This is a genomic window from Kitasatospora sp. NPDC034533 (assembly GCF_055575155.1).
The window spans coordinates 118,124-142,061 of record NZ_JBVITE010000013.1 but is presented as its reverse complement, the minus strand read 5'-3'; the positions used below and the strand labels follow the sequence as shown (position 1 = coordinate 142,061).

Below are 23,938 nucleotides of genomic sequence, written 5' to 3'. Positions count from 1 at the left end.
CCTGACCACCGCCAGCGGGCGGTCCCCCCCAAGCACCTGTACTGAATCCTCGAACGGTCGGAGCCCTCCGTGATCCCGTCGGGTCCCTCACCCATGCCCGAAGCCGAGTACCACCACGCCGGCCAGACCGCCGTCGACGGCGACGGCTGCGTCGACGTCCTGTCCCCGCCGCCCGGCGCCGATCCCGAGGACTGCCTCTACGTCGTCCTGCACCTGCGGGGCGCGGCCTCCGTGCGGCGCCACGGCACCAGCACGGTGCTGGCGCCCGGCGACCTGCTGATCGGCACCACCCCGCACCCGGCGGGCCTGTTGCAGGACGCGCAGTCCCGGATGCTCCGCTTCCGCGTCCCGTGCTTCTACCTGGGCGTGCGGCCCGGTGACGTCCGGCGCACCGGCGGGCTGCTGGCCCGGGGGGACGAGGGCGTCGGCTCGCTCGCCTCCCAGTTCCTGCGGACGCTCGCCGCCCAGGCCAGGGCGCACCGGGCCCGGCCGGGCAACCACCTGGCGCGCAGCGTCGCCGACATCGTCGCCGTCCTGGTGGCCGAGCTGCTGGAACGGGAGGGGCCGGAGCAGCCGAGCGGCTCGGCGGAGCTGCTGGCGCGGGTCCGCGCGCACATCGAGGAGAACCTCGCCGATCCGGACCTGGCGCCGGAGTCGATCGCGCGCTCCCAGCACATCTCGGTGCGGTACCTGCACAAGCTGTTCCAGCAGGACGGGACGACGGTGGGCCAGTGGGTGCGCGGGCGGCGACTGGACGCCTGCCGACGGGAGCTGGAGCGTCCGTCGCGCCGGCAGACCAGTGTCTCGGCGGTCGCGCACCGGTGGGGCTTCGTCAGCCACTCCCACTTCAGCCGGGCGTTCCGCGACACCTACGGGGTCTCGCCCCGCGAGTGGCAGGCGTACGCGGCGCAGGGCGACGTGCGCGGCCCGGCCTCCTGACGCTCCCCGCGCCCGACGACCCCGCGCTCGACGACTCCGCGCCCGGCCCCGCCCCCGCTCCCGCCCCGCCCCCGCTCCCGCCCCGCCCGTGCTCCCGCCCCCGCCCGTGCCCCGCCGTCCGGCGCCGTCCGAAGGTCCGCCATGTCCTCCACCAGACCTACCGTCGTGCTGGTCCACGACGGCTGCTCCGACGCGGCCGGCTGGATCGGCGTCATCGCCGAACTCCACCGGCGCGGCCTGACCGTGGTCGCCGTCGCGAACCCGCTGCGGGGGCTCGCTCACGACGCCGCCTACCTGACCGGCGTCCTCGCGGGCATCGACGGCCCGGTCGTCCTGGTCGGCCACTCCTACGGGGGAGCGGTGATCACGGAGGCCGGGGCCCTTCCCCAGGTCCTCGCGCTGGTCTTCGTGGCCGCGTACCTGCCGGACGTGGGGGAGAGCCACGACGCGCTCGTGAGCCGCTTCGACCCCGTGCCGTCGGCCTCCCGGCTGCGGCGCACCGGGTCGAGCGCCGATGGCACCGGCCGGGAGGCGGAGCTGTGCTTCCCCCGGGAGTGGTTCCGGCCGCTCGTCGCCGCCGACCTCGACGCGGAGCTGGCCCAGGTGCTGGCCGCGATCCAACGGCCGCTCGCCGAAAGGGCGTTGAGCGACGCGCAGACGGTGGCGGCGTGGCGCGGCAAACCCTCGTGGGCCCTGGTGGCGGGTGCCGACCGGGCCCTGGCACCGTCGGTGCAGCGGTTCACGGCGGGGCGGGCCGGTGCCACCGTCCTCGAACTGCCCGGCGCCTCCCACTCGGTGGCCGTCTCCCGGCCGACCGCCGTCGCGGAACTCATCCACGACGCCGTCAGGTCGGTGTCGGGACGCTCGGGGACACCCTTGACCGGAGGGGCACCGGACGGCCGGTGAGGCGCGTACGGGGGCGGGGCGGGACGGGCCGGTAGCGGGGCGGGCGGTAGCGGGGCGGGAGCGGGACGCGGACGGGGCCCGGCGGAGCGGACACGCCTCCGGGCGGCCGGACGGCGAGGTGCCCGGCCGCCCGAAGGCGGCTGCTGTCACACCGGTCAGCGGTCGGTGTGGATCTCCGCGATGTAGCCGCCGGGGAAGCGCACCATCGCGCTGTCCCGGCCGCCCGCGCGGACCGGTCCCGACAGCACCTCGGCGCCGGCGGCCTTCGCCCGCTCCAGGGTGGCACCGAGGTCCGGCACGCCGTAGCCGGTGAGTTCCAGACCGAACGGGTGGGGCAGGTGGCCGTCCGTCACCGCGATCGTGGTGGTGCCGAACCCGGAGCTGAGGCGGACGAGCCGGTACGTCGTGCCGGGCAGGCCGATGGCGGCGCCGTCGGCCTTGCGGTCGTCGGAGACGATCCGGCCCTGGGTGAAGGCGAGGTAGCTGCGCAGGAAGCCGCCGACCGCGTCCGGCGACAGGTAGAGCCGGTTCTCCGGCACGCTGGCCAGGGCGGGGTAGGACGGCGCGGTGGTGTGCACGTAGAGCTGGGCGTTGATCCCGCCGGGGAACTGGACGACGGCGTCCCGGCCGATCGGGTCGGCGAACGGCGCCACGGTGACGGTCGCGCCGTCCGCGCGGGCGGCCTGGACCGCCTTGTCCAGGTCGGTCACCAGCCAGCCGGTGCGCTCGGTGCCGAAGGGGTACGGGATGGGCGTGGTGTAGTCGAACACCGACAGCGTGCCGACCGGGGAGACGACCAGCTCGGACAGCGTCCGGCTGGGAGTCGGGGTCACCTGGGTGGAGACCGGGCCGATCGTGGTGCCGCCGAAGGTGGACGTCCAGCTGGTGACGAAGGCCTGTTCGGTGCCGGGCGCGACGTAGACGTGGGTGCTGTCGTACTGCGGGCCGACGGCGAACCGGCCGTGGGCGCCCCGGGAGTTCTGAACGCCCTGCGAGTTCTGAGAGCCCTGGGCGTTCCGGTCGCCCTGGGCGGCCGAGGCGGCGGGGACCGCCGTCAGGGCGGCGAGTGCCGCCACCAGCGGGACGAGCCGGCGGGCCAGACGTAACTTCACGGGAACCTCCTGGTCGTGGTGCGCGCCCGGGTCCGTCACGGGCGGACACCGGGCGCGGGTGGGTGGCCGGTACCGCCACCGCCGGCCGGGCCAGGGCGGCGGTGGCGGTACCGACGAGGAGCGGTCGGCCGCGGTCGGGAGGAGCGGCCGACCGGGCTACTTGGCGAGGAAGGCCAGCAGGGCGGCGTTGACCTCCTCGGCGTGGGTCCAGAGCAGGCCGTGCGGTGCGCCCTCGATCTCGACGTAGTCGGCGGCGGGCAGCGCCTTGTGGAACGGGCGCGCGGTGTTGTCGACGGGCAGGGTGCGGTCGCCGGTGCCGTGCAGGATCAGGGCCGGCACGTCGATGCGGGCGATGTCGGCGCGGAAGTCCGTGTACCAGGTGGACGGCGCGGCGGCGGCGGCGAAGAAGCCCCCGCTCGCGGCGACGTTCCAGCTGTTGCGGACGGCCTCCTCGCTGATCCGGGTGCCGAGGTTCTCGTCCAGGTTGTAGAAGTCGTTGAAGAAGCCGGTGTAGAAGGCGTACCGGTCGGCCTTCACCGCGGCGACGATGCCGTCGAAGAACTCCTTCGGGGCGGCGCCGTCCGGGTTGTCGTCGGTCTTCAGCAGGAACGGCTCCAGGGAGGCCAGGAAGGCGACCTTGGCGATCCGCTCCGAGCCGTAGGTGGACACGTAGCGGGCGACCTCGCCGGTGCCCATGGAGAAGCCGACCAGGACGGCGTCGCGGACGTCGAGGGTCTCCAGCACGGTGTGCAGGTCCGCGGTGAAGGTGTCGTAGTCGTAGCCGGTGGTCGGCTGGGAGGACTGGCCGAAGCCGCGGCGGTCGTAGGTGATGACCCGGTAGCCGGCGTCGAGCAGCGCGGCGCTCTGCCGCTCCCAGGAGTGCCCGTTCAGCGGGAAGCCGTGGATGAGGACGACCGGCTGGCCGGTGCCGTGGTCCTCGTAGTAGAGGTCGATGGAGGTGGAGTTCTCCTGGCCAACGGTGATGAACGGCATGGGTTTTCCCTTTTCTTGCGGCTTGCGGCTTGCGGCAGCGTGTGGCTGCGACGGATCAGACGCTACGGCCGGCCGGCGGGCGCCTGTTGCCCCGGAGAGCACCCGGTGTTGTCCCAGAGCGGCTGCCCGGGGACCGTACGGGTGACGGGCCTCGACCCGGGCGGCCCGGTGCGCGGACCGACGGCAACCAGTGCGCCGTCGGAACAGGCCGCGGGCCCGGCGTTCCTAGCCTGGTGGTCGTACTGAGCCGCCCCACGAAGCACAGGAGCACCATGACCAGCCAGCAGCCGCACCTGCATCAGCACGGCCCGGAGATCCAGCAGTTCGGCACCGTCACCCTGCTGCCGATCGCCCTCTCCCACGACGCCCGGCAGTACTCGTGCCAGCGGCTCAACCGCGTCCTCGCGGACACCCAGTTCCTGTACTCGCTGTACAAGAAGTGCCACTGGGGCATGCGCGGGCCGACGGCCTACCAGCTGCACCTGCTCTTCGACAAGCACGCCCAGGAGCAGCTGGCGCTGGTCGACGTGCTGGCCGAGCGGGTGCAGAGCCTCGGCGGCGTCGCGGTGGGCGACCCCCGGCACGCCGCCGAGATCACGAGCGTGCCGCGCCCGCCGGACGGCATCGAGAGCTCGCGGTCGATGCTCTCGCGCCTCCTCGACGCGCACGAGGCCATCCTCGCCGACGTCCGGGACGCGGCCACCCGTACGGCGGAGCTCGGCGACGACGGGACCCAGGACCTCCTGGTCTCCCAGATCATCCGCACCGGCGAGACCCAGGTCTGGTTCCTCGCCGAGCACCTGGTCGTCACCCCCGAGCGCGGGGAGTGACCTCGGGGCCGGGCCCGTTCGTCGGCGGGCCCGGTTCCGAACCGCAGTGCCGGGCCCGTTCGTCGGCGGGCCCGGCACTTTCGCGTGCCCGGCACCTTCCCCCGTCCGGCACCTCCGCGCGCCCGGCACTTTCGCGTGCCCGGCACCTCTCCCCGTTCGGCACCTCCGCGCGCCCGGCACTTTCGCGTGCCCGGCACCTCTCCCCGTTCGGCACCTCCGTGTACCCGGCACCTCGGCGCGCCCGGCTTCCCCGTGGACGCGCCGGCGTGCCTCCCGGCACACCGAGAACGGGCTCGGGGGGGGGGGGGGGGGGGGAAACAAAAGAACACAAAAATGCCCCCGCCTCCCCCCCCCCCCCCCCATCCCCCTCTGAACTTCGCTGTCTCCCCCCCCACCACCCGGAGATTCTGCTCTTCCTCCGGGGGAACACCCCCCCCCGCCCCCCGAGCCCGTTCAGCTGCTGCCGCCTCAACTCCGGTGCAGGGCCAGCCTGGTGGCCAGGCCGCCGCCCACGCCGGCGACGACGGCCAGGGGCAGCCACCACAGCGGCCAGTCCGCGAGGCCGAGGGCCCCGTCGACCGACCACCGGCCGGGGCCGGTGGCGGTCAGCGCCGCGCCGATGACGATCAGGACGAACGGGAACTCGTACCCGTCGTGCTGGACCCACAGGCCGTGCGGCCACTTGACCGTCAGGGCGACGGTCATCACCCCCATGACGCCCGCGCCGGCCAGGGGCGTGAGCAGTCCGAGGGCCAGCATCAGCCCGGCTCCGATCTGGGTGCCGCCGGCGGCTACCGCGGTGAGTTTGCCGCCGCGGAAGCCGTCGCCCCGGAACTCGGCGCTGCCACCCTCCAGGCCGCCGCCGCCGAGGTGGAAGCTGACCTTCTGCACGCCGTGGCCCGCGATCAGCAGACCGGCGACCAGGCGCAGCAGGAGAAGGCCCGTGTTCATGTCGGACTCCGTCGGTTGGGTGCGGTCGGTCAGCCGGCGGCGTGCGGGTCGATCATCGACTGGGCGTAGACCAGGCCCAGGCCGTAGGCGCCGCCGTGCTCCTTGACCAGCTCGGTCACGGCGACGTACGTCTCCGTGCGGGCCCAGTCGCGCTGGAGCTCCAGCAGGACCTGCACCCAGGTGACGGGCACGGCGCCGGCGGCGGTCATCCGCTGGAGGGCGTGCTCGTGGGCCAGCGGGCTGACGCCACCGGAGGCGTCGGCGACGACGTAGACCTCGTAGCCCTGCTCCAGCGCGGAGAGGGCGGGCAGGACGAGGCAGACCTCGGTCCACAGGCCGGACAGGATGATCTTCTTGCGACCGGTGGCCTTGACGGCCTCCACCAGGGCCTCGTCCTCCCAGGCGTTCATGGAGGTGCGGTCGATGACCTCCTGGTCGGGGAAGACCGCCCGCAGCTGCGGCAGGAGCGGGCCGGAGAAGGACTCGGCGGCGACGGTGGACAGCACGGTCGGCACGTCGAAGATCTTCGCGGCCTTCGCCAGGCCGACGGTGGAGTTGATGATGGCGGTGCGGTCGCCGCTGCCGGTGCCGAAGAACATCTGCGGCTGGTGGTCGACGAACAGCATCATCGAGTTGTCCGGGGTCAGCAGGTCCGGGCTCGGCGCGGCGTGGACGTTGGCGAAGTCAACCATGGGTCTTCTCTTCCTTGTGGACACGGGAAACTGACGTTGCGTCAGCCGCAGCCCGGTTGCTCCGGGGCGGCACAGGACGACGTTATTCCGAGCCGGTCCGACGGTTCTGCCCGCTGTGCGCCCGGCACTGTTCCGACAACGCACGGCCGACGGGCGCCGGGCCGGCCGGGCGACGAGTGCGCTGCGGAGCAACTGGTGATGCGCTGCGAAGGGCGCCGCCGCGCCGACGGCTGCCTACGGTCGCCGGGCGGCCCCGTGCGGGAACGCCGTGCGCCGCGACGCCGTGCGCCGGAACACCGTGCGCCGGGGCCGTGCGCCGCACCGCCGCCGACCGCAGGACCGGCGGCCGAAACGCCACCGAACGAAGGGACCTCCGTTGTCCGCCATGCCCGTCGCCGGGATCCGCCCCGGCACCCCCGACCAGCCCGCCGACCTCGTCGTGCGCAACGCCAAGGTGTTCACCAACGACCCGCGCCGCCCGCAGGCCACCGCCGTGGCCGTCCGGGACGGGCGGATCCAGGCCGTCGGTGACGACGCGGACGTCATCCCGCTGGTCGGCCCCGGCACCCGGGTGGTCGACGCGCTCGGCCGCCGGGCCGTCCCCGGGCTCAACGACGCCCACCTGCACGTCATCCGCGGCGGCCTCAACTACGTGCTGGAGCTGCGCTGGGACGGCGTCCCGACGCTGCGCGAGGCGCTGGCCATGCTCCGGCTCCAGGCCGAGCGCACCCCGCCCGGCCAGTGGGTGCGGGTGGTCGGCGGCTGGTCGGCCGACCAGTTCGCCGAGCGGCGCCTGCCCACCCTGGAGGAGCTCAACGCCGCCGCGCCCGACACCCCCGTCTTCGTGCTGCACCTCTACCAGTCGGCGCTGCTCAACCGGGCCGCCCTCCGGGCCGCGGGCTTCACCCGGGACACCCCCGACCCCGCCGGCGGCCAGATCGTCCGAGGCCACGACGGCGAGCCGACCGGCCTGCTGATCGCCGCCCCGGGCGCCCTGCTGCTCTACTCCACCCTGGCGAAGGCGCCCACCCTGGACGAGGCCGACCGGATCGGCTCCACCCGGCACTTCCTGCGCGAGCTGAACCGCTTCGGCCTCACCTCGGCGATCGACGCCGCCGGCGGCTTCCAGAGCTTCCCCGAGAACTACGGCACCGTCATGGAGCTGGCCCGCCGGGGCGAGCTGACGCTGCGCATCGCCTACCACCTCTTCCCGCAGACCGCCGGGCAGGAGCTGGACGACCTCACCCGCTGGGTGAACACCGTGCGCCCAGGGGAGGGCGACGAGTGGCTGCGCCTCAACGGCGCGGGGGAGAACCTCACCTGGGCCGCCGCCGACTTCGAGAACTTCACCGAGCCCCGTCCGCAACTGGGCGCCTACGAGAGCGAGTTCGAGAAGGCCGTCCGCCTGCTGACGGAGAACGGCTGGGGCTTCCGGCTGCACGCCACCTACGACGAGACGATCCGCCGTGACCTCGCCGTCTTCGAGAAGCTCGCCGCCGAGGGCCTCTTCCCGCAGGGCAACCGCTGGCTGTTCGACCACGCGGAGACCGTCAGCAGGGACAGCCTCGACCGGATCGCGGCGCTGGGCGGCGCCGTCTCCGTCCAGAACCGCCTGTCCTTCCAGGGCGAGGCCTTCGTCTCGCGCTACGGAGCCCCGGCCGCCGCCGAGGCGCCGCCGCTGCGCGCCATGCTGGACCGCGGCCTGACCGTCGCGGCGGGCACCGACGCCACCCGGGTCTCCTCCTACAACCCCTGGATCGCCCTGCACTGGCTGGTCTCCGGCCGCGCGGTCAGCGGACGGCGCCTGGCGGCCGACCACAACCGGCTCAGCCGTGAGCAGGCCCTGGAGCTCTACACCCTGGGCGGCGCCCGGCTCACCGGCGAGGAGGAGGTCAAGGGGCGTCTGACGGTCGGCAGTTACGCGGACCTCGCGCTGCTCAGCGCCGACTACTTCACCGTGCCCGAGGCCGACATCCCGCACATCGAGGCGGTCCTGACCGTCGTCGGCGGACGCATCGTCCACGCCGCCCAGGAGCACCAGGGGCTGGCCCCCGAACTGCCCGCCGTCTCGCCGTCCTGGAGCCCGGTCACCCGGTTCGGCGGCTACCACGCCACCCCCGCCCCCGGCACGGCCGGTGTCCGGCAGGCCGAGGGCGTGCTGGAGGCCGTGGCGGCCTCCGGGGAGCAGCACGCCTGGCGTGCCGCCCGGGGCCTCGCCCTCCCGGGGCAGCCCGAGGTGCCGCTGGACCCCTGCTTCTTCTGACGTTTCGTCACTCGTGGGGGCGTCGCCGGAACGAGGCGTCGCCCCCACCGCACATCCACGTCCAGCCGCATCAGGAGCCGTCGTGACCACGCCCCCAGCCGATCACCGGACCGCACCCCCGCCCCCGCCCCCGCAGCCAGGACCGCAGATCCCGGACCACCACCCGCTGGCGCTCGCCCTGTTCGGCCTCACCCTGGTCAGCGGCCTGATCGACGCGGTGAGCTACCTCGGCCTCGGCCACGTCTTCACCGCGAACATGACCGGCAACGTCGTCGTGATCGCCTTCGCCCTCGCCGGAGCGCCCGGCTTCTCCGTCGCCGGCTCGCTGACCTCGCTCGCCGCCTTCCTGCTCGGCGCGCTGCTGGCCGGCCGTCTCGCGACGCGCGGCGCCGGAACCCGGCGGCCCCGGTGGCTGCGGACGGTCTTCGTCCTCGAAGTCGCGCTGTACGGGGTGGCCGCCGCCGTCGTCTTCGCCCGGGGCTCGGACGGCGCGGCGCAGTACGCGGTGATCGCGCTGCTGGCCCTGGCGATGGGCGTCCGCAACGGGACCGTCCGGGGCCTGGGCGTACCGGACCTCACCACCACGGTGCTCACCCTGACCCTGACCGGTCTGGCCGCCGACTCGCGCCTGGCGGGCGGCACCGCGCCCCGGCAGCGCCGGAAGGTCCTCTCCGTGGTCACCATGCTTGCCGGCGCCGCTCCCGGTGCCGTCCTGGTGCTGCACGGGCAGACGGCCTGGGCCCTGGTCGCCAGCGCGGTCCTGGCGGGCGTCACGGTTCTGCTCTACCGGGAGTGACCGGCGGGACGGTCCCCGCGGGGGCGGGGGCCGTGGCGGCGGTGGGCGACGAGTGAGCCATGACTGAGTCATGACTGCATCCGCCCGGCCGGCCGCACCGGAATCCGACCGTCAGATGACCTACCGGCCGGCCGCGCCCGCCGTCCAGGCTGGGACCGGCACGGGGCTCCGTACGCGGGACTCCGGGGAGGGGCGGCCGGATGGACTCGCGGACGTCGCTCCAGGAAATCGCGTCACCGGCTTGACTGGTGACGGAGAAAATGGCCATCATTGCATCACCGCCTCAACCGGTGACGACGAGCAGGGGCGTCTGCTCGCGCCGCCGGTCGGGGCGGGACATCCACTCGATCCAGATGGGGAGCACCAGTCATGGCAGTCAGCTACACCGCCGTCGTCGACGTCAACGGCGAGGGCCGCAACGGCGGCCGGGTCCGTTCCTCGGACGGCCTGCTGGAGACCGGTCTCGCCATCCCGAAGGAGCTCGGCGGGGGCGGCACCGCGACCAACCCCGAGCAGCTCCTCGCGGCCGGCTGGGCCGCCTGCTTCCTCGGGGCCCTGCGCCGGGCGGCCGGCGACCGCAAGGTCCGGCTCACCAGCACCGCCATCACCGCCGAGATCACGCTGACCCACGGGGACGACGACGAGTTCTCGCTCTCCGCGGTCCTCCGCCCGGTGCTGGGCGGCGTGGACCAGGCCACCGCCGGGGAGCTGGCACGCGCCGCGCACCGGATCTGCCCCTACTCCAAGGCCATGAGCGGCAACATCCCGGTCGTCATCGACGCCGGCGTCGCCGCCTGACCCGCACCCCAGACGGCGGGCCCCGCGCGATCTGCCCCCGTTCGCGCGGGGCCCGCTTCCCACCGGCACACCTGCGCGGCGCCGATCGGAGAGCGAGGACACGGCATGGTTTCCGCGACGCACACGTGTCGACGGGTGGCCGGACGGCGCCATCACCGCTCCGGCCGGTGCCCGGCCGCTCCCGAGGCGCGCGTCCGGGGCGCGGCGGCCCCGGGGGAGCGGCCGTGGCCGGACGACGCGCAGCTGTGGAGCTGGTCCGAGACCGTCCTCCTGCTGGGGTACGGCCCGGGGCCCTCGTCCTTCCTGTGAGCGGCGAGGGCGGCTCAGCCGGGCTGGCCGGAGGCGGTCGTACCCGGCCGGACCAGGGTGTGCAGAACGGAGCGCCCCTGCTCGTGGCGCCGGACGCGGCCCTTGGCGACGAGGGCTTCCAGGGTGTTCCGGAAGACCTGGGGCGTCGGGTCGCGCTTCGGGTCCGCCGCCATGAGTTCGTCGCGCAACTCCTCGGCCGGGCACGGTTCGTCGTGCCGTCCGAGCAGTTCCGTGAGCAGGCCGCCGAGCAGAGGCCGGTGCGAAGTCCCCTTCGCACCGGCCTTCTCGGCGTGCGCCGCCGGGGCGGGCGCCCCGCGCCGACGCGCGTGCCCCGCGAGGGGCCGCCGGGCGGAGCGGGGCCGCCGGGCGGAACCGGTTGACGAGCGGACGGGCCCGTTCGGGCGGGCCGGTCAGGCGCTCGCGGTGGACGGGGCCTTCTTCCGGGCCCGGTAGGCGGCCGCCTTGATCTTGTTGCCGCAGGAGTCCATGCCGCACCACTGGCGGCGCATGCCCCGGGAGCGGTCGATGTAGACCCGGGTGCACTCCGGGTTGCCGCACTCCTTCATCAGCGGGACGTCCGGACCGCTGAGGAGGTCGACCGCCTGACGCGCGACGGTCGCCAGCGCCTGGCCGGGCGTCGCCTCGTTGTGCCGTCCGGTCAGGGTGAGCTGCGGCGTCACGGGAGTCCTGCGCGCGGCGCCGTTGAGGACGGCGAGCGCCTGGCGGTCGAACGGCTCGCCCAGCCGGCGGTCGGTGACCAGCCGGTAGATGGCCTCGCGGACGGTCCGTGCCTCCAGGACGTCCTGTTCGTCACCGGGCGTGATCGTGTCCACCAGGCCGCAGTCCAGGTACCAGGCGTTCAGTCGCTCCGGCGTCACGAACATCTCGAACCGGACGGTGCGCCGTGCACGGAGGGTGGCCGCGAAGTCGAGCGCCGGGTGCCCGCAGACGAAGACATGGTCAAGGTTCACAGTCACCATCCTGACAGGTGACTGTGAACGGGTGCAATAACGCGGTGCCCGGGCGGCCGCTACAGCGGCAGCTCCCGGCCCTGCCAGCGGCGGCGCAGCCAGCGGTCGTGGCTCGCGAGGACGATCGCGCCGGGGCCGGCGCCGAGGGCCTCCTCCAGTTCGTCGCACAGGCGGGGGGAGAAGTGGTTGGTGGGCTCGTCGAGCAGCAGCAGCTCGGGCGGGTCGGCGACCAGCAGGGCGAGGGCGAGCCGCCGGCGCTGTCCGACGGAGAGCCGGCCGACCGGCTTGTCCAGGTCCGCCGGGTGCAGCAGGCCGAGCGAGCCCAGCGGCACCTGCTCGGCCCTGGCCGGGCCCAGCGCCAGTTCGTAGGTGCCGCGGACGGTGCGGTCGGGCCGGTCGAACACGGTGTCCTGGGTGAGCAGCCCGACGGTCAGCCGGGGGCGCCGGCGCACCGTGCCCTCGGCGTCGAGGTGCCCGGCGAGCACGGCGAGCAGCGTGGACTTGCCCGTCCCGTTGCCTCCCGTGACCAGCAGCCGGTCGGCCGCCGACACCTCCAGGCCGTCCAGTTCGAGCCGGCCCGGCACCCGGACGTCCCGCAGCGACACCAGCGGCCGCGGCTCCCCGCCCGGTGTCTCGGCGTCGACGGCCAGGGCATCGGGCGCCTCGGCGTCGACGGCCAGGGCGTCGGACGCCCCGGGGTCCACAGTCAGGGCACCGGCGGCGAACCGCAGCGGGCGCGGCGGCTCGGGCACCCGGGTGCGCTCCAGCTCCTCCAGCCGCCGGGCCGCGTTGCGCACCCGGCGGGAGACCTGGCTCTGCACCCGGCCCGCCCGGTGGCCGTAGCCCATCTTCTCGTTGTCGCGCGGCCCCCGGTCCGGTGCCACCCGGTGCGCGGTCACACCGGCCGAGTGGCGCAGCTGCGCCAACTCCTGCTGCTCCTCGGCGTACTGACGCTCCCAGCGCTCCCGCTCGGCGCGCTTCTCACCCAGGTACGCGCTGTAGTTGCCGCCGTAGCGGACCGGCCCGCCCACGGCCGGGTCGAGGTCGACGAGGTCGGTGCAGACGGCGTCCAGGAACGCCCGGTCGTGGGAGGCGAGGACCACGGTGCCGGGCAGTGCGCGGAGCTGCTCCTCCAGGAAGGCGGCGGCGCCGTCGTCGAGGTGGTTGGTCGGTTCGTCCAGCAGCAGCGCGGACGGTCGGCGGACGAGCAGCGCGGCCAGGGCGAGGCGGCCCCGCTGTCCGCCGGACAGCGAGCCGAGCGTGCGGTCGTGCCCGAACGCGCCGAGGCCCAGCCCGTCGAGGACCAGTGCGGCGCGGCGGTCGGCGTCCCAGGACTCCCGGTGCTGGGCACGCTCCAGCCGCTCGGCGTAGGCGGCCAGGAGCTCGGGGTGGCCGGGGGCGGACTCCGGGACGCGGGCGATCTCCGCGCCCAGCCGGTCGAGTTCGGCGAGGTCCGCACGGGCCTCGCGCAGCGCGTCGTCCAGGACCGCGGCGATGGTGGCCCCGGCGTCGAAGGGCATCTCCTGGTGCAGGAAGCCGAGGTCCGCGGGGCGCGTGACGCTTCCGGCGTCGGGTTCGTCCACACCGGCGAGCACCCGCAGCAGGGTGGACTTGCCGGCGCCGTTCTCCCCGATCAGGCCGATCCGGCGGCCGGGGGAGGCGGTCAGGCAGACGCCGTCGAGGACGCGCCGGCCGCCGAGGTGGCGGACGACGTCATGGGCGAGCAGGGCGTGCTGGGGCACGGGGGACCTTCCGGGGTGAGGGGTGGCGGGGCGCGTCGCCGAGCCGCCGTGGGCGGGGTTCGGCGACGCGCCCGGGCCCGCCGGGCACGGAGCCTCGGGCGCGGGCCGGTTCACACGGCGGCCGGTCACACGGCGGGGGCCGCGGTCTCCTTCAGCGTGCCGTCGGCCAGCCGGAGCCAGCGGTTCACGCCGATCTCGGCGAGGAACCGCTCGTCGTGACTGACCACCAGAAAGGCCCCCTGGTAGGAGTTCAGGGCGCTCTCCAGCTGCCCCGCGCTGACCAGGTCGAGGTTGTTGGTCGGCTCGTCGAGCAGGAGCAGGTGGGGGGCCGGTTCCGCGCACAGCACGCAGGCCAGGGTGGCCCGCAGCCGCTCGCCGCCGGAGAGCACCCCGACCGGCAGGTGGGCCCGGGCGCCGCGGAACAGGAAGCGGGCGAGCAGGTTCATCCGTTCCGTCTCGGGCCGCTCGGGGGCGAACGCGGCGAAGTTCTCCGCCACGGTGCGGTCGAGGTCGAGCAGGTCCAGGCGCTGCGAGAGGTAGGCGATCCGGCCGTCGTTGCGGGTGATCTCCCCGCTGTCGAGGGCGAGGTCGCCGGTGATCAGGCGCAGCAGGGTGCTCTTCCCGGCGCCGTTGGGCCCGGTCAGCGCGATCCGCTCGGGTCCGCGGACGCTCAGGTCGACGCCGCCGTCGGCGAACACCGGCCGGCCGGCGTGGCTCACCTGCATGCCCTCGCCGAGGAAGAGGTTGCGTCCGGCGGGCACCTGGGTGTCGGGCAGTTCCAGGGTGAGGCGCTGCTCCTCGCGCAGGGCGCGCCCGGCCTCGTCCAGCCGGGCCTTGGCCTCGCTGACCCGGGCGGCGTGCATCTGGCCGGCCCGGCCCGCGGACTCCTGGGCGCCGCGCTTCATGTTCCCGGCGAAGATGCGGGGCAGGCCGGCGTTCTTCAGGTTGCGGGCGGCGTTGCTCTGGCGGCGGTCGGCGCGCTCGCGGGCCTGCTGCATCTCCCGCTTCTCCCGCTTCAGCTCCTGCTCGGCGTTGCGGACGTTCTTCTCGGCGACTTCCTGCTCGGCCCGGACGGCCTCCTCGTAGGCGGCGAAGTTGCCGCCGTAGAAGCGCAGTTCGCCGTTGCCCAGCTCGGCGATGTGCTGCATCCGGTCGAGCAGCGCGCGGTCGTGGCTGACCAGCAGCAGGCAGCCGTTGAAGTCCTCCAGCACGTCGTAGAGCTGGTGCCGGGCCCGGGCGTCCAGGTTGTTGGTGGGCTCGTCGAGCAGCAGGACGTCGGGGCGCTTGAGCAGCTGGGCGGCGAGGCCCAGGGAGACGATCTGGCCGCCGCTGAGCGTGCTCAGGCTGCGGTCCAGGGTGAGGTCGGTCAGTCCGAGGCGGTCGAGCTGGGCGCGGGTGCGCTCCTCGATGTCCCAGTCGTCGCCGATCGTGGTGAAGTGCCGCTCGTCGACGTCGCCGGACTCCACGGCGTCGATGGCGCGGATGACCTCCGCGACGTCGAGCACCTCGGCGACGGTGAGGTCGGAGGTCAGCGGGAGGCTCTGGCGGAGGTAGCCGAGCCGGCCGGTGACCGTCACCGAGCCGGTGGCGGGCTTGAGTTCGCCGGCGATCAGCTTGAGCAGGGTGCTCTTGCCGGAGCCGTTGGGGGCGACCAGTCCGGTCCGGCCGGCGGGCACGGTGAAGGACAGGTCGTGGAAGACCGGGGTGTCGTCGGGCCAGGCGAAGGAGAGGTTGGAGCAGACGACGGCGGCGTCGGACATGGAAGTGACCTCGAAAGGGGTGAGGGCAGGAAGAGACCTCTGCCCTGGGCAGACATGGGAGAAATGGGTACGACGAAACGGACCACTTCGGCGGCGGCGCTGTGGAAGCACCGGCCGGTGGCCGTCAGATCCGGATCTCACCCGGAGATGTCGTCGTCACCCGCCACGTCTGTCACTCCTCGATCACACGACTACAGATGCCCGCCACTGTAGCCAGGCCTTCCGTGCGCGGCAACTTTCTTTTCGCGCGCACCCCTTCGGCGGCAGCGGGCGGCCCGCCGGTCCCGTTGACACGTCGGCCGTAGCCGTGTCAGCATCGTCACCGGTTGAACCGGTGACGATGCGGATGTGCTCCACCGTGTTCACACGTGTGGATCCGCCCGGGGCCGGGCCGGCCGAACCGCGGCCGCCCGCCGGGACCGTCGCCGTCTCGAAGGAGCGCACTGACCATGGCGGGAAATCCGAAGCGGAGGGCCGAGGGCGCGCCCGTGGGGCGGCGCGCGCTGCTCGGCATGCTCGGCGCCGGCGCCGCGGGGCTGGCCGCCGCGCCCCACCTCCAGCGCGGCTGGGAGGGGTTCCTCTCCGCCGCCGCGGAGAAGGACGCGACAGGCCTGACCGGCCTGCTGCCCAACCCGGGCGGCTTCCGGTACTTCAGCGTCGTCGGCTCGGTGCCGCGCAAGGACGAGACCGACTACGAACTGCGGGTGGACGGCCTGGTCGAGCGCCGGCGGACGTACACCCTGCCCGAACTGCGGGCGATGCCGCAGACCAGGGTGGTCCGCGACGTGCTCTGCACGGACGGCCGGCGGGTGAACGGCACGCCCTTCGAGGGGGTGCTGCTGGCCGACCTCCTCGATGCCGCCGGAGTGCGCTCCCCGGGCGCGGCCGTCCGCTTCACCTGCTTCGACGGCGCGTACAGCGAGAGCCTCACCCTGGAGCAGGCCCGCCGCTCGGACGTCCTGGTGGCGCTGAACATGCAGGACAAGCCCATCACCCACGCCCACGGCGGACCGGTCCGCCTCTACGTGGCGCCCATGTACTTCTACAAGTCGGCCAAGTGGCTGTCCGGGATCTCGGTCACCGACAAGGTCGTCCCCGGCTACTGGGAGGAGCGCGGCTATGACGTCGACGGCTGGCTCGACGACGCCGACCGGCGCGGCGAAGCGGCCTGAAACCGCGGACCGCGTCCGCCGGTTCAGCCCCGCCGAGCGCCTGGTCCACCGGGCCGTCGGCGTCCTGATGCTGCTCTGCCTGGCCTCCGCCGCCTGCCTGTACCTGGGGCCGCTGGCCCAACTCGTCGGCCGGCGCCACCTGGTGGCCACCGTCCACAGGTGGTCGGGCATCCTGTTGCCGCTGCCCGTCCTGCTCGGACTGCTCTCCGCGGAGTTCCGCGCGGACCTGCGCCGGCTCAACCGCTTCGCGCCGTACGACCGGGAGTGGCTGCGGGCGGTGCGCAAGCGCTGGGCGTGGCCCGGGGCGCGCCCGGCGGGCAAGTTCAATGCGGGCCAGAAGCTCTACGCGGGCTGGATCGCCGGGGCGGTGCTGGTGATGGCGTCCACCGGTCTGCTGATGTGGTTCAGGGGACTGCTGCCGTTCGTCCCGCGCACCAGCGCGATCTTCGTCCACGACGTCCTGGCCTGGGCGATCGCCTTCGTGGTGTTCGGCCACGTGCGCCAGGCGGTGCGGGACCCGGAGGCGCGGCGCGGCATGCGCACCGGGTACGTCGGCCGGGCCTGGGCCGAGCGGCACCACTCGCGGTGGCTGTCCGGGGGCCGCTCCGACGGCTGAGAGCGGTCGAACCCCCCGGGTCCGGCCCGTGCCCATCGGCACGGGCCGGGCCTCTCGGTGTGGCGCCGGCGCACCGGTGAGGGGTTCGGCCGGCGCCGGCGAACGGGCTCCGGCACGGCGAAGGGGCCGGCAGCCGGTGCTGTCGGCCCCTGGGGAACCCCGCCCCGCGGAGGTCACTTGGCCCGGAACGGTCCCGCGAACGACTTGCGCAGGGCCGGAGGAGCGACGAGCGGGAGCATGGTGGCGAGCATCCTGCCCTTGAGGGTGTCCGGCTGCCGGGTCAGCTGGACGTCGACCCGGGTGCCGTCGTCCTCGGGGGTCACCCGGAAGACCCAGCCGCCGCCGGGGCCGAAGAGCTTGGAGTCCAGGGTGGTGACGGTGACGGTGTCACCGCCCGGCTCCCAGTCGTAGCGGGCGCGCTCCCAGGCGGCGGCGGTGCCCTCGGTGACCTCGGCCCAGGTGTCGCCCTGCGCGTGGACCTCGAAGTGGTCGGCGTCGATCGTCGGCCAGGTCTCGGTGCGGGCGGGGCCGAAATCGGTCAGCACCGCCAGCGCGTCCGCCGGGGCGAGGGTGGAGACGAGGTGGAAGCGTACGACTGCCATGGTGGGTGTCCTCATCGAAAAGTAACTGTTCTGGCCGGTGACGAAAGGCTTCCATGAGGCTTCGTCACCTGTCAAGGCGGTGATGATTGAGGGTTGGCGAGCGAGACATGTGTCGCCGCATGCCGATGCCCGGCACTGCCGTGGGGCGGTGCCGGGCATCGGGGGAAGTGGTCGACGCGCCCGGCCGGGCGAGGCCCCCCCGCCCGGCCGGGCCGCCTCGTTACGCCGGGACGACCCGGTAGCTCAGGGCCGCGAACGGGACGTTGGACTGGGCCAGCGAGCCGGTGGCCCAGCCGTAGGCGCCGGTGCAGCCGGCGCCGGGGTACAGCACCACGGACGCGGACCCGTTGACGACCTGCACGGAGCGGGCGGACGTCGACAGCGTGTGGCAGGTGCCGAGGTCGGAGAGGTCGACGGTGGTCACCGCCCCCTGGCCGTTGGCGGCCGAGTAGAGCCGCGCGCCCGGCTGGAGCGGCGGCCAGCCGGCGGCGTCGGCCGCCCCGGCGCCGAGGCCGATCAGGGCCCCGGCCAGGGCGGCGGTCGTGGCTGCGCGGCGGATGTTCGTCGTGGACCTGAACATGCGACTCACCTTCTCGTGGGTGGCGGAACTGCCGGAGGAGCCGGCGCGGGGCTCGATGGATGAGCCCCGTCGGGAGTCGATCATTGCGCGTTCAACAATGCGTCCGGGAGTCCGGAATCGGCCAAACACATGTGAGTGCCCGACGGTCAGGTGTGTTTTCGCCAACTCGCGTCACCTGCTTGACAGGTGACGCGGATGGGTCGCACCCTGAAGGCAGTCCCCGGCGGCCCGCACGTCGCCATCCGTCATCGGTGGTCTGGAGAACGGCCATGAGCAAGCAGCCCGCGGACGACCGCGCCGCCGAAGCCCGCCGCGCCCGGTACGGCACGCTCCCCGAGCGCATCCGCTTCGAGGACACGACCGCGCAGGCGCCGTCCGGCCCGGCCGCCGCCGCCCGCGCCTCGTACGACCCCGAGAGCGCGTGGAACTTCTACAACTGCCTTGCCGTCGACCTGGGGCTCTGACACCCCACCCCGTCCCCACCGGCCGGTCCTTGTGGGACCTCCCGGAGTCCTGACAAGATCTCAGGTCGCGTACCCGGCCCGATGCCGACGTGGCAGCCGCGGGGCGCCGCGAAGGGGGAGACGGACATGGCACGGGTGAACCTGCGGGCGGCCTTCATGAGCGGGCTTTCGTCCACCGTCACGGCGCAACAGGTCTTCACCAACCGGGTCGACGAAGTCGCCGCCTTCGAACGGTCGGTGGAGAGCCTGGCCCGGACGCTGGACGAGGCCGAGGTCTCGCCGGTCCTGGACCGGGCGCAGGGACGCCGCAACGTCCTGACGCTCTACGGCGTCGGCGGGATCGGCAAGTCGACGCTCTCCCAGGAGCTGGAGCGCCGACTGCTCGCCGACGCGGCGGCCCAGGGGCGCGACGACGTCGTGACCGTCCGCGTCGACCTCGCCGAGGACGGCGCCTGCGACATCGAGGGCCTGCTGCTGCGGCTGCGGGCCGGTCTGGGACACCTGGGCAGCCGGTGGCAGGGCTTCGACCTGGCGCTCGCCTCCTACTGGGCCCGGGCGCACCCCGGCGAAGCCCTCCAGGACTTCCTGGACGCCTCGCCCGCCCTGCGCCGGGCCTCCCGGAGCATCGGCCTCGGCGACCAGATCACCCAGGCCGTGCAGGAGGTCGACCCGGCCGGCCTCGGCGGCCTGGCCGGACTGGCGCACCGCGCGGCCCTCGCCACCTACCGCGCCGTCCGGGACCGGGTCCGCGAGGGACGCCTGCTCGCCGACTGCGAGCTGTTCGCCGAACTCGTCGAGGCCGACGCCGACTACGAGACGCTCTCCTACTTCCCGTACCTGCTGGCCTGGGACCTCGACCGCCTGCCGGCCCGGGGTCGCCCGGCCCGGCGGCCCACGGTGTGCGTGTTCCTGGACACCTTCGAGGTGGTCAACGGCGGCGCCGACCGCACGGTGGAGCGCCTGATCCAGCGGTGCGCCTACCTGATGCCGAACGTGCTGTTCGTGATCACCGGCCGCAACCGGGTCGACTGGGCCGACGCGGGCGCGGGCGGCGAACTGGACTTCACCGGCCCGCAGTGCTGGCCCAACCTGCACTACCGCAACGACACCGTCGAACCCCGCCAGCACCTCGTGGGCTACCTCTCGGACTCCGACGCCGACAGCTACCTCCGGGAGGCGCTCACCCGGGACGGCGAGCCCGTCATGCCCGCCGAGGTCCGCCGGCGCATCATCGAGGGCGGCCAGGGCCTGCCCCTGTACCTGGACCTCTCGGTGTCGCACTTCGCCGCGCTCCTCGCCCGTGGCGGGCAGCCCTCCCCGGCCGACTTCGGCGGTTCGTTCACGGCGGTCGCCACCCGGTCGATCCGCGACCTGCCCCGGGAGGAGCGCGACCTCGTGCGCACCGCGGCGCTCACCGACTGGGTCGGCGCGGACCTCCTGCGGGCCGGACAGCCCAACGTCTCCGACGGCAGCGTGGCGCGTTTCCTGCGCCGGCCCTTCCTGACCCGCGACGACGCCTGCGCCATGCCGTACGCCCTGCACGCGGCGCTGCGCCACGCCATCGGGGAGGCGGACCGGACGCTCCCGGACGGCTGGTCCGACCGCGACCGCGAGGAGGTCGCGGCCCGGCTGCTCGGCTGGCTGGGCCGGCGCATCGGCCCCTCCGACGGGCGGGTCACCATCGCCCAGGTCCTGGAATCCGGCCTCAAGCTCTCGGTCGCCCACGGCGTCTTCGAGGACTGGATGGCCCGGGCGACCCAGCGCCTCGTCGAAGCGGGGCAGTGGACGGAACTGGGCGCCGGGCTCACCGCCGAAGGCGCCGGGACGCCCGAGTACCAGGCGGTGCGCGCCGCCATCAGGGGCGTCCAGCTGCGGCGCACCGGCCGTGCCGCACAGGCCGTCGACCTGCTCCGGGCCGCCGGCGAGGGCGTCCCGCAGGGCGGTGCGACGGCCCAGCTGGTGCGCATCCACCTCGCCCACGCGCTGCGCAACCACGGCGACTACACCGAGGCCGCGGAGATCTACCGCTCCCTGGTGGGCGGCGAGTTCGACGCGGCGGCCCGGCACTGGCTGTGCGACTTCGACTACCTCAACGGGCGGTTCGGCACGGCGCTGGGCTCGCTCCGGGAACAGCGCAGCCGCGGGCCGGAGGACGAGGGCGAGCGGCTGCGGCTGATCGGGCACATCTGGCGGGTGAACGCCCGTTTCGAGGAGGCGGCCGCCGTGTACACCGAGGCGATCGAGCTGGCCCGGCGCGAGGACCTCGCCGCCGCGGAGGCGAAGGCGCTGGCCAACCTGGCGCAGACCGCCTGCTGGGCCGGTGACACGGCGGCGGTCGCGGAGGCGGCGGCCCGGGCGAGGGACCTGCTCGACCTGGTGCCCAACCCCGTCGAACTGGTCAAGATCCGCTCGGCCGAGGCGGTCGCGCACGCGGTCTCCGGGGACGCCGCGGCCGCCGTGGAGGCGGTCGGGGACACCCGGCGGCTCGCGGACGGCATCGGCTACCGCGGCGGCCACAACCTGGCCGACGTGGCCCGGATCCTGATCGGCGTCCTCGGTGACGACCGGGCCGGCGCCCGCCGCACCCGGGCCGAACTCGACGCCCGGACCCGCCGGTCGGGCGGCAACACCTACTGGGTCCCGATCGTGACCAGCTGGATCGAGGGCGCTGCGAAGGCCGCGGAGCACGACCCCCGGGTCGAGTGGGTCGACGGGCCGGCCGAGGCGTTGGGCCGCTGGGCGGAGGTGGCTGCGCGAGGATGAGGGGCCGGAGCCCCGGCGCCCGGGGCCGCGACGGACGAGGGGAAGAGCCCATGGACCAGCAGGAGCACGCCGATCCGGTACGGGTGGGGCTGGTGGGGATCGGCACCATCGCCGAGACCCACCTCGCCGTCCTCGCCGAACGGCCGGACGTGGAACTGGAGTTCACCGTCGACCCCAGGCCGGTCGGCCCGGTCGACTTCCGGGGCACGAGGCCGCCGCACCACCGCGACCTCGGCCGGGCGCTCGACCGGCACCAGCCGGACCTGCTGGTCCTCGCCACCCCGACGCAGACGCACGCCGAGCTGCTGGCCGAGGCGCTGCTGCGCTCCACGGCCCGGGTGCTGGTGGAGAAGCCGCTCGTCCACGACCTGGCGTCCCTCGCCACGCTGCGCGAGCTGGAGGGGAAGGCCGAGGTGGCGCGGCGCGTGTTCACCGCGCACCACTTCGCGTTCTCCCCGGAGGTCGAGTGGGCGGCGGAGCTGCTCGCCGCGCACCCCGAGTGGGGGCCGGTCACGACCGTCACCTCGGCCTTCTACGACCCGTACGTCCTGCGCGGCGAGGAGGCCTTCGCCTCGTACGTCTCCAGCTGGACGGACTCGGGGGTGAACCAACTCAGCATGCTCACCCGCTTCGTGGACCTCGTCGGCCTCACCTCCCTCCGGCAGGAGGACGGCGGGGCGAGCGCGTGGTGCGCGGTGGAGTTCCGCTCCCGCGGCGAGGCGGGGACGGCCCGGCTGCGCAGCAGCTGGCTGACCGGCTCCAGCAGCAAGGAGAGCAGCCTGGCCTTCGGGCGCTCCGGTGTGGAGGTCTGGATCGACCACACCGCGATGACCGGATTCGCCGCCAGGGAGGGCGAGTTGCTCGCGGCCTTCGGCAACGACGGCAGGACCGGGCGGAAGGTCGCCCACTACCGGCCGCTCTACGCCGGCCTGCTGTCCGGCCGGCCCGATCCGGTGCTCGGGTTCGAGACCGCGGCGATGGTCACCGCGATCCACGGGGCGGTGCCCGAGGCGCCCGGGGGCGGGCCCGTCAGATGAGGTCGAAGTCGAACTCCCCGGCGGCGAGGGCCCGGACGAAGGCGGCGTGGGCCTCGCGGCGGACGGCCAGGACCGGGCCGGAGGGGTCCTTGGAGTCGCGGACGTAGCAGGTCGGACCACCGGGGACGGCGACTTCGACGCAGTTGTCGTCCCCGGCGCTGTGGCTGGACTTGGTGAAGGTCGGCTGGGTCACTTGATCCGGTCCCTCTGTGCGGCGATGAAGGCGAGCGAGGAGTCGACGGACATGGCCTCCGCGGTGATCTCCCGGAACTTCGACCGGTAGAGCTCGACGTCGGACGGGTCCTCGACCCACAGGCTGCTCAGCAGGCCCTCGACCAGGACGACGTCGAGGTCCGTCCGCTGGGGGAAGCCCATCATCGCGAACGCGCCGGTCATCCCCGGGTGGACCGCCGCGCCGACGGGCATGACCTGGATGTCGATGTTGGGCAGGCTGCTGAGCGTCAGCAGCCGCTCCAGCTGCGGGACCATGATCTCGGGGCGGTCGGCGTTGGCGCACAGGGCCGCCTCGTGGATGACGGCCCACACCCGCACCGGGTTCGGGCGGGTCAGGATGGACTGGCGGGCCATCCTGACCTGGACCAGGTCCTCGACCGACCCGCCGGACCGGATGCGCAGCCGGCCGATGACGATCCGCGCGTACTCGGGGGTCTGGAACAGGCCCGGGACGAACGCCGGTTCGTACGTCCGGTAGGTGGCGGCGTCGGCCTCCAGGAGGATCAGGTCGGTCGCGGTGGAGTTGATGACGTCGCGGTAGCTCAGCCACCAGCCGCGCTTGCTGCCGTCCTTGGTGATGGCGATCAGGCCGGCCCGGTAGTCCTCGTCCTCGCACCCGTAGAAGTCGAGGAGTCTGTTGACGTCCTCGACCTTGGCCGCGGTGTGGGCCGTCTCGATCCGGGTGAGCTTGGCCTGGCTCATCCCCGTCGCTTCGGCCACCACTTCTGCGGTGAGCTTCCGTTCCTCGCGGAGCTTCCGCAGCACGCCACCGAGCCTCCGCCGGCGAACGGTCGAGACTGCCATCGTGCCCCCTCCTGAACTATCGGTCGACCAGTCTGCCTGCGTGGCGGTCGGCCGCGCTACCGACAACTGCCCACTGAGGGCGCCGAATTCAGGTTCGATTTGCAAATATGCGGGAGGCGGGGAGCGAGTTGCGCTACCCGGTGCGCAGACTGCATGCTGAGCGTAGCGGGGCGTGTGCAACGAGTAGGCGGCGACCTGTGAACTCGCCGTCATCCGGAGCGTGTCTGCCGATATGCGGCGAGGAGCGAACCACTCCATCACCACGACCAGACCCGAGGCCCCGTGCGACTCCTGATCGACCTCGTCCTTCCGCTCCTGCTGCTCCTCGCCATCGCCGTCGTCGGCCTCGGCGCGGTCGCCGTCCTGCGGATGCCCCACCGTCCGGACGCCATCACGACCGCCGCCCCCGAGGGCGACCGCGACCTCCGGCCGCCCGGCCGGACCCGCCGGGAGGCGGGGGTGCGCGCGGGCCCGTAGCCGGCGGCGGCCGGACGCGGGGGGGGGGGGGGGGGGGGGAGGTGGGGGGGGGGGGGGGGGGGGGGGGGGGAGGGGGGGGGGGGGGGGGTTTTTTTTTGTTTGGGGTGGGGTGGGGGGGGAAAAACAA

Annotated in this window: 25 protein-coding genes; 13 read left to right on the top strand and 12 right to left on the bottom strand. The window is 74.0% G+C overall.

Translation table 11 applies throughout. The annotated features are described in order from the left end of the window. Window positions 1-93: 93 nt before the first annotated feature. Together ACZ55U_RS12905 and ACZ55U_RS12900 are read left to right on the top strand one after the other, a co-directional pair. Window positions 94-939, top strand: coding sequence for a helix-turn-helix domain-containing protein (locus ACZ55U_RS12905; protein WP_465525501.1), 846 nt, complete (start codon window positions 94-96; stop codon window positions 937-939). A gap of 141 nt (window positions 940-1,080) precedes the next feature. Next, on the top strand, window positions 1,081-1,845 hold the full coding sequence (locus ACZ55U_RS12900) for an alpha/beta fold hydrolase (RefSeq protein WP_465525499.1): 765 nt from the start codon (window positions 1,081-1,083) through the stop codon (window positions 1,843-1,845). A gap of 155 nt (window positions 1,846-2,000) precedes the next feature. Here ACZ55U_RS12900 and ACZ55U_RS12895 read toward each other — a convergent pair whose 3' ends face one another. Both ACZ55U_RS12895 and ACZ55U_RS12890 read right to left on the bottom strand, forming a co-directional pair. Beyond that, on the bottom strand, window positions 2,001-2,957 hold the full coding sequence (locus tag ACZ55U_RS12895) for a VOC family protein (protein ID WP_465525497.1): 957 nt from the start codon (window positions 2,955-2,957) through the stop codon (window positions 2,001-2,003). A gap of 156 nt (window positions 2,958-3,113) precedes the next feature. Continuing rightward, a complete protein-coding gene (locus tag ACZ55U_RS12890) occupies window positions 3,114-3,950 on the bottom strand; it encodes an alpha/beta fold hydrolase (protein ID WP_465525495.1) in 837 nt (278 codons plus the stop codon). Between the two features lie 272 nt (window positions 3,951-4,222). Here ACZ55U_RS12890 and ACZ55U_RS12885 point away from each other — a divergent pair, with 272 nt between their 5' ends. Beyond that, window positions 4,223-4,780 (top strand): Dps family protein, encoded by a 558-nt coding sequence (locus ACZ55U_RS12885; protein WP_465525492.1) that lies wholly within the window; start codon window positions 4,223-4,225, stop codon window positions 4,778-4,780. Between the two features lie 468 nt (window positions 4,781-5,248). On the opposite strand, the gene ACZ55U_RS12880 is transcribed toward ACZ55U_RS12885, so the two are convergent. Next, window positions 5,249-5,731: a DoxX family protein gene (locus tag ACZ55U_RS12880; protein WP_465525490.1), complete on the bottom strand. Its 483-nt coding sequence runs from the start codon at window positions 5,729-5,731 to the stop codon at window positions 5,249-5,251. A 29-nt stretch (window positions 5,732-5,760) separates the two neighbouring features. Then, window positions 5,761-6,423 (bottom strand): hydrolase, encoded by a 663-nt coding sequence (locus ACZ55U_RS12875; RefSeq protein ID WP_465525488.1) that lies wholly within the window; start codon window positions 6,421-6,423, stop codon window positions 5,761-5,763. Window positions 6,424-6,808: 385 nt separating this feature from the next. On the opposite strand from ACZ55U_RS12875, the gene ACZ55U_RS12870 reads away from it, so the two are divergent. From ACZ55U_RS12870 to ACZ55U_RS12855, 4 genes are all read left to right on the top strand, one after another. Beyond that, the gene (locus ACZ55U_RS12870) at window positions 6,809-8,686 is read left to right on the top strand and encodes an amidohydrolase (RefSeq protein WP_465525555.1); all 1,878 of its coding nucleotides are present in this window, start codon (window positions 6,809-6,811) and stop codon (window positions 8,684-8,686) included. Window positions 8,687-8,768: 82 nt separating this feature from the next. Further along, on the top strand, window positions 8,769-9,482 hold the full coding sequence (locus ACZ55U_RS12865) for a YoaK family protein (RefSeq protein ID WP_465525486.1): 714 nt from the start codon (window positions 8,769-8,771) through the stop codon (window positions 9,480-9,482). Between the two features lie 369 nt (window positions 9,483-9,851). Further along, window positions 9,852-10,280, top strand: coding sequence for an Ohr family peroxiredoxin (locus tag ACZ55U_RS12860; RefSeq protein ID WP_465525484.1), 429 nt, complete (start codon window positions 9,852-9,854; stop codon window positions 10,278-10,280). Between the two features lie 105 nt (window positions 10,281-10,385). After that, the gene (locus ACZ55U_RS12855) at window positions 10,386-10,589 is read left to right on the top strand and encodes a hypothetical protein (protein WP_465525482.1); all 204 of its coding nucleotides are present in this window, start codon (window positions 10,386-10,388) and stop codon (window positions 10,587-10,589) included. 14 nt (window positions 10,590-10,603) lie between these two features. Here the strand turns inward: ACZ55U_RS12855 and ACZ55U_RS12850 are convergent, their stop codons facing one another. The 4 genes from ACZ55U_RS12850 to abc-f form a co-directional block, all read right to left on the bottom strand. Continuing rightward, a complete protein-coding gene (locus ACZ55U_RS12850) occupies window positions 10,604-10,777 on the bottom strand; it encodes a hypothetical protein (protein WP_465525480.1) in 174 nt (57 codons plus the stop codon). A 222-nt stretch (window positions 10,778-10,999) separates the two neighbouring features. Then, entirely contained in the window at window positions 11,000-11,560 is a 561-nt protein-coding gene (locus ACZ55U_RS12845; protein ID WP_465525478.1) for a CGNR zinc finger domain-containing protein, read from the bottom strand. Between the two features lie 59 nt (window positions 11,561-11,619). Next, window positions 11,620-13,302: an ABC-F family ATP-binding cassette domain-containing protein gene (locus ACZ55U_RS12840; protein ID WP_465525476.1), complete on the bottom strand. Its 1,683-nt coding sequence runs from the start codon at window positions 13,300-13,302 to the stop codon at window positions 11,620-11,622. A gap of 125 nt (window positions 13,303-13,427) precedes the next feature. Beyond that, a complete protein-coding gene (gene abc-f / locus ACZ55U_RS12835) occupies window positions 13,428-15,062 on the bottom strand; it encodes a ribosomal protection-like ABC-F family protein (protein WP_465525474.1) in 1,635 nt (544 codons plus the stop codon). 449 nt (window positions 15,063-15,511) lie between these two features. On the opposite strand from abc-f, the gene ACZ55U_RS12830 reads away from it, so the two are divergent. Then, window positions 15,512-16,234: a molybdopterin-dependent oxidoreductase gene (locus ACZ55U_RS12830; protein WP_465525472.1), complete on the top strand. Its 723-nt coding sequence runs from the start codon at window positions 15,512-15,514 to the stop codon at window positions 16,232-16,234. Then, window positions 16,182-16,850 (top strand): cytochrome b/b6 domain-containing protein, encoded by a 669-nt coding sequence (locus ACZ55U_RS12825; RefSeq protein ID WP_465525470.1) that lies wholly within the window; start codon window positions 16,182-16,184, stop codon window positions 16,848-16,850. Before ACZ55U_RS12830 ends, ACZ55U_RS12825 begins: the two co-directional genes overlap by 53 nt. A gap of 173 nt (window positions 16,851-17,023) precedes the next feature. On the opposite strand, the gene ACZ55U_RS12820 is transcribed toward ACZ55U_RS12825, so the two are convergent. Together ACZ55U_RS12820 and ACZ55U_RS12815 are read right to left on the bottom strand one after the other, a co-directional pair. Continuing rightward, window positions 17,024-17,452, bottom strand: coding sequence for an SRPBCC family protein (locus ACZ55U_RS12820; RefSeq protein ID WP_465525468.1), 429 nt, complete (start codon window positions 17,450-17,452; stop codon window positions 17,024-17,026). A gap of 220 nt (window positions 17,453-17,672) precedes the next feature. Then, on the bottom strand, window positions 17,673-18,032 hold the full coding sequence (locus ACZ55U_RS12815) for a hypothetical protein (protein WP_465525466.1): 360 nt from the start codon (window positions 18,030-18,032) through the stop codon (window positions 17,673-17,675). A 269-nt stretch (window positions 18,033-18,301) separates the two neighbouring features. Between ACZ55U_RS12815 and ACZ55U_RS12810 the strand changes: the two genes are divergently transcribed. The 3 genes from ACZ55U_RS12810 (at window position 18,302) to ACZ55U_RS12800 (ending at window position 22,296) form a co-directional block, all read left to right on the top strand. Next, complete coding sequence (locus ACZ55U_RS12810; RefSeq protein WP_465525464.1) at window positions 18,302-18,496, top strand: hypothetical protein; 195 nt, start codon at window positions 18,302-18,304, stop codon at window positions 18,494-18,496. 126 nt (window positions 18,497-18,622) lie between these two features. Continuing rightward, complete coding sequence (locus tag ACZ55U_RS12805; protein ID WP_465525462.1) at window positions 18,623-21,259, top strand: hypothetical protein; 2,637 nt, start codon at window positions 18,623-18,625, stop codon at window positions 21,257-21,259. A 50-nt stretch (window positions 21,260-21,309) separates the two neighbouring features. Then, a complete protein-coding gene (locus tag ACZ55U_RS12800) occupies window positions 21,310-22,296 on the top strand; it encodes a Gfo/Idh/MocA family protein (RefSeq protein ID WP_465525460.1) in 987 nt (328 codons plus the stop codon). Here the strand turns inward: ACZ55U_RS12800 and ACZ55U_RS12795 are convergent. Both ACZ55U_RS12795 and ACZ55U_RS12790 read right to left on the bottom strand, forming a co-directional pair. Then, window positions 22,289-22,489 carry a DUF397 domain-containing protein gene (locus ACZ55U_RS12795; RefSeq protein ID WP_465525458.1) on the bottom strand — a complete coding sequence of 67 codons (201 nt, stop codon included), beginning with the start codon at window positions 22,487-22,489 and terminating at the stop codon, window positions 22,289-22,291. The genes ACZ55U_RS12800 and ACZ55U_RS12795 overlap by 8 nt on opposite strands. Beyond that, window positions 22,486-23,334, bottom strand: coding sequence for a helix-turn-helix domain-containing protein (locus ACZ55U_RS12790; protein ID WP_465525456.1), 849 nt, complete (start codon window positions 23,332-23,334; stop codon window positions 22,486-22,488). Before ACZ55U_RS12790 ends, ACZ55U_RS12795 begins: the two co-directional genes overlap by 4 nt. Before the next feature lie 282 nt (window positions 23,335-23,616). Between ACZ55U_RS12790 and ACZ55U_RS12785 the strand changes: the two genes are divergently transcribed. Then, window positions 23,617-23,811, top strand: a complete 195-nt coding sequence (locus ACZ55U_RS12785) for a hypothetical protein (RefSeq protein WP_465525454.1) — start codon at window positions 23,617-23,619, stop codon at window positions 23,809-23,811. Window positions 23,812-23,938: the final 127 nt, after the last annotated feature.

Excerpts from the sequence above, each read along its gene's own strand:
- ACZ55U_RS12815 (WP_465525466.1), bottom strand. The coding sequence starts at position 18,032 with ATGTTCAGGTCCACGACGAACATCCGCCGCGCAGCCACGACCGCCGCC.
- ACZ55U_RS12790 (WP_465525456.1), bottom strand. The coding sequence starts at position 23,334 with ATGGCAGTCTCGACCGTTCGCCGGCGGAGGCTCGGTGGCGTGCTGCGG.
- ACZ55U_RS12875 (WP_465525488.1), bottom strand. The coding sequence starts at position 6,423 with ATGGTTGACTTCGCCAACGTCCACGCCGCGCCGAGCCCGGACCTGCTG.
- ACZ55U_RS12805 (WP_465525462.1), top strand. The coding sequence starts at position 18,623 with ATGGCACGGGTGAACCTGCGGGCGGCCTTCATGAGCGGGCTTTCGTCC.
- ACZ55U_RS12820 (WP_465525468.1), bottom strand. The coding sequence starts at position 17,452 with ATGGCAGTCGTACGCTTCCACCTCGTCTCCACCCTCGCCCCGGCGGAC.
- ACZ55U_RS12880 (WP_465525490.1), bottom strand. The coding sequence starts at position 5,731 with ATGAACACGGGCCTTCTCCTGCTGCGCCTGGTCGCCGGTCTGCTGATC.
- ACZ55U_RS12905 (WP_465525501.1), top strand. The coding sequence starts at position 94 with ATGCCCGAAGCCGAGTACCACCACGCCGGCCAGACCGCCGTCGACGGC.
- ACZ55U_RS12870 (WP_465525555.1), top strand. The coding sequence starts at position 6,809 with ATGCCCGTCGCCGGGATCCGCCCCGGCACCCCCGACCAGCCCGCCGAC.
- ACZ55U_RS12890 (WP_465525495.1), bottom strand. The coding sequence starts at position 3,950 with ATGCCGTTCATCACCGTTGGCCAGGAGAACTCCACCTCCATCGACCTC.
- abc-f (WP_465525474.1), bottom strand. The coding sequence starts at position 15,062 with ATGTCCGACGCCGCCGTCGTCTGCTCCAACCTCTCCTTCGCCTGGCCC.
- ACZ55U_RS12825 (WP_465525470.1), top strand. The coding sequence starts at position 16,182 with ATGACGTCGACGGCTGGCTCGACGACGCCGACCGGCGCGGCGAAGCGG.
- ACZ55U_RS12860 (WP_465525484.1), top strand. The coding sequence starts at position 9,852 with ATGGCAGTCAGCTACACCGCCGTCGTCGACGTCAACGGCGAGGGCCGC.
- ACZ55U_RS12900 (WP_465525499.1), top strand. The coding sequence starts at position 1,081 with ATGTCCTCCACCAGACCTACCGTCGTGCTGGTCCACGACGGCTGCTCC.
- ACZ55U_RS12800 (WP_465525460.1), top strand. The coding sequence starts at position 21,310 with ATGGACCAGCAGGAGCACGCCGATCCGGTACGGGTGGGGCTGGTGGGG.
- ACZ55U_RS12855 (WP_465525482.1), top strand. The coding sequence starts at position 10,386 with ATGGTTTCCGCGACGCACACGTGTCGACGGGTGGCCGGACGGCGCCAT.
- ACZ55U_RS12810 (WP_465525464.1), top strand. The coding sequence starts at position 18,302 with ATGAGCAAGCAGCCCGCGGACGACCGCGCCGCCGAAGCCCGCCGCGCC.
- ACZ55U_RS12885 (WP_465525492.1), top strand. The coding sequence starts at position 4,223 with ATGACCAGCCAGCAGCCGCACCTGCATCAGCACGGCCCGGAGATCCAG.
- ACZ55U_RS12830 (WP_465525472.1), top strand. The coding sequence starts at position 15,512 with ATGGCGGGAAATCCGAAGCGGAGGGCCGAGGGCGCGCCCGTGGGGCGG.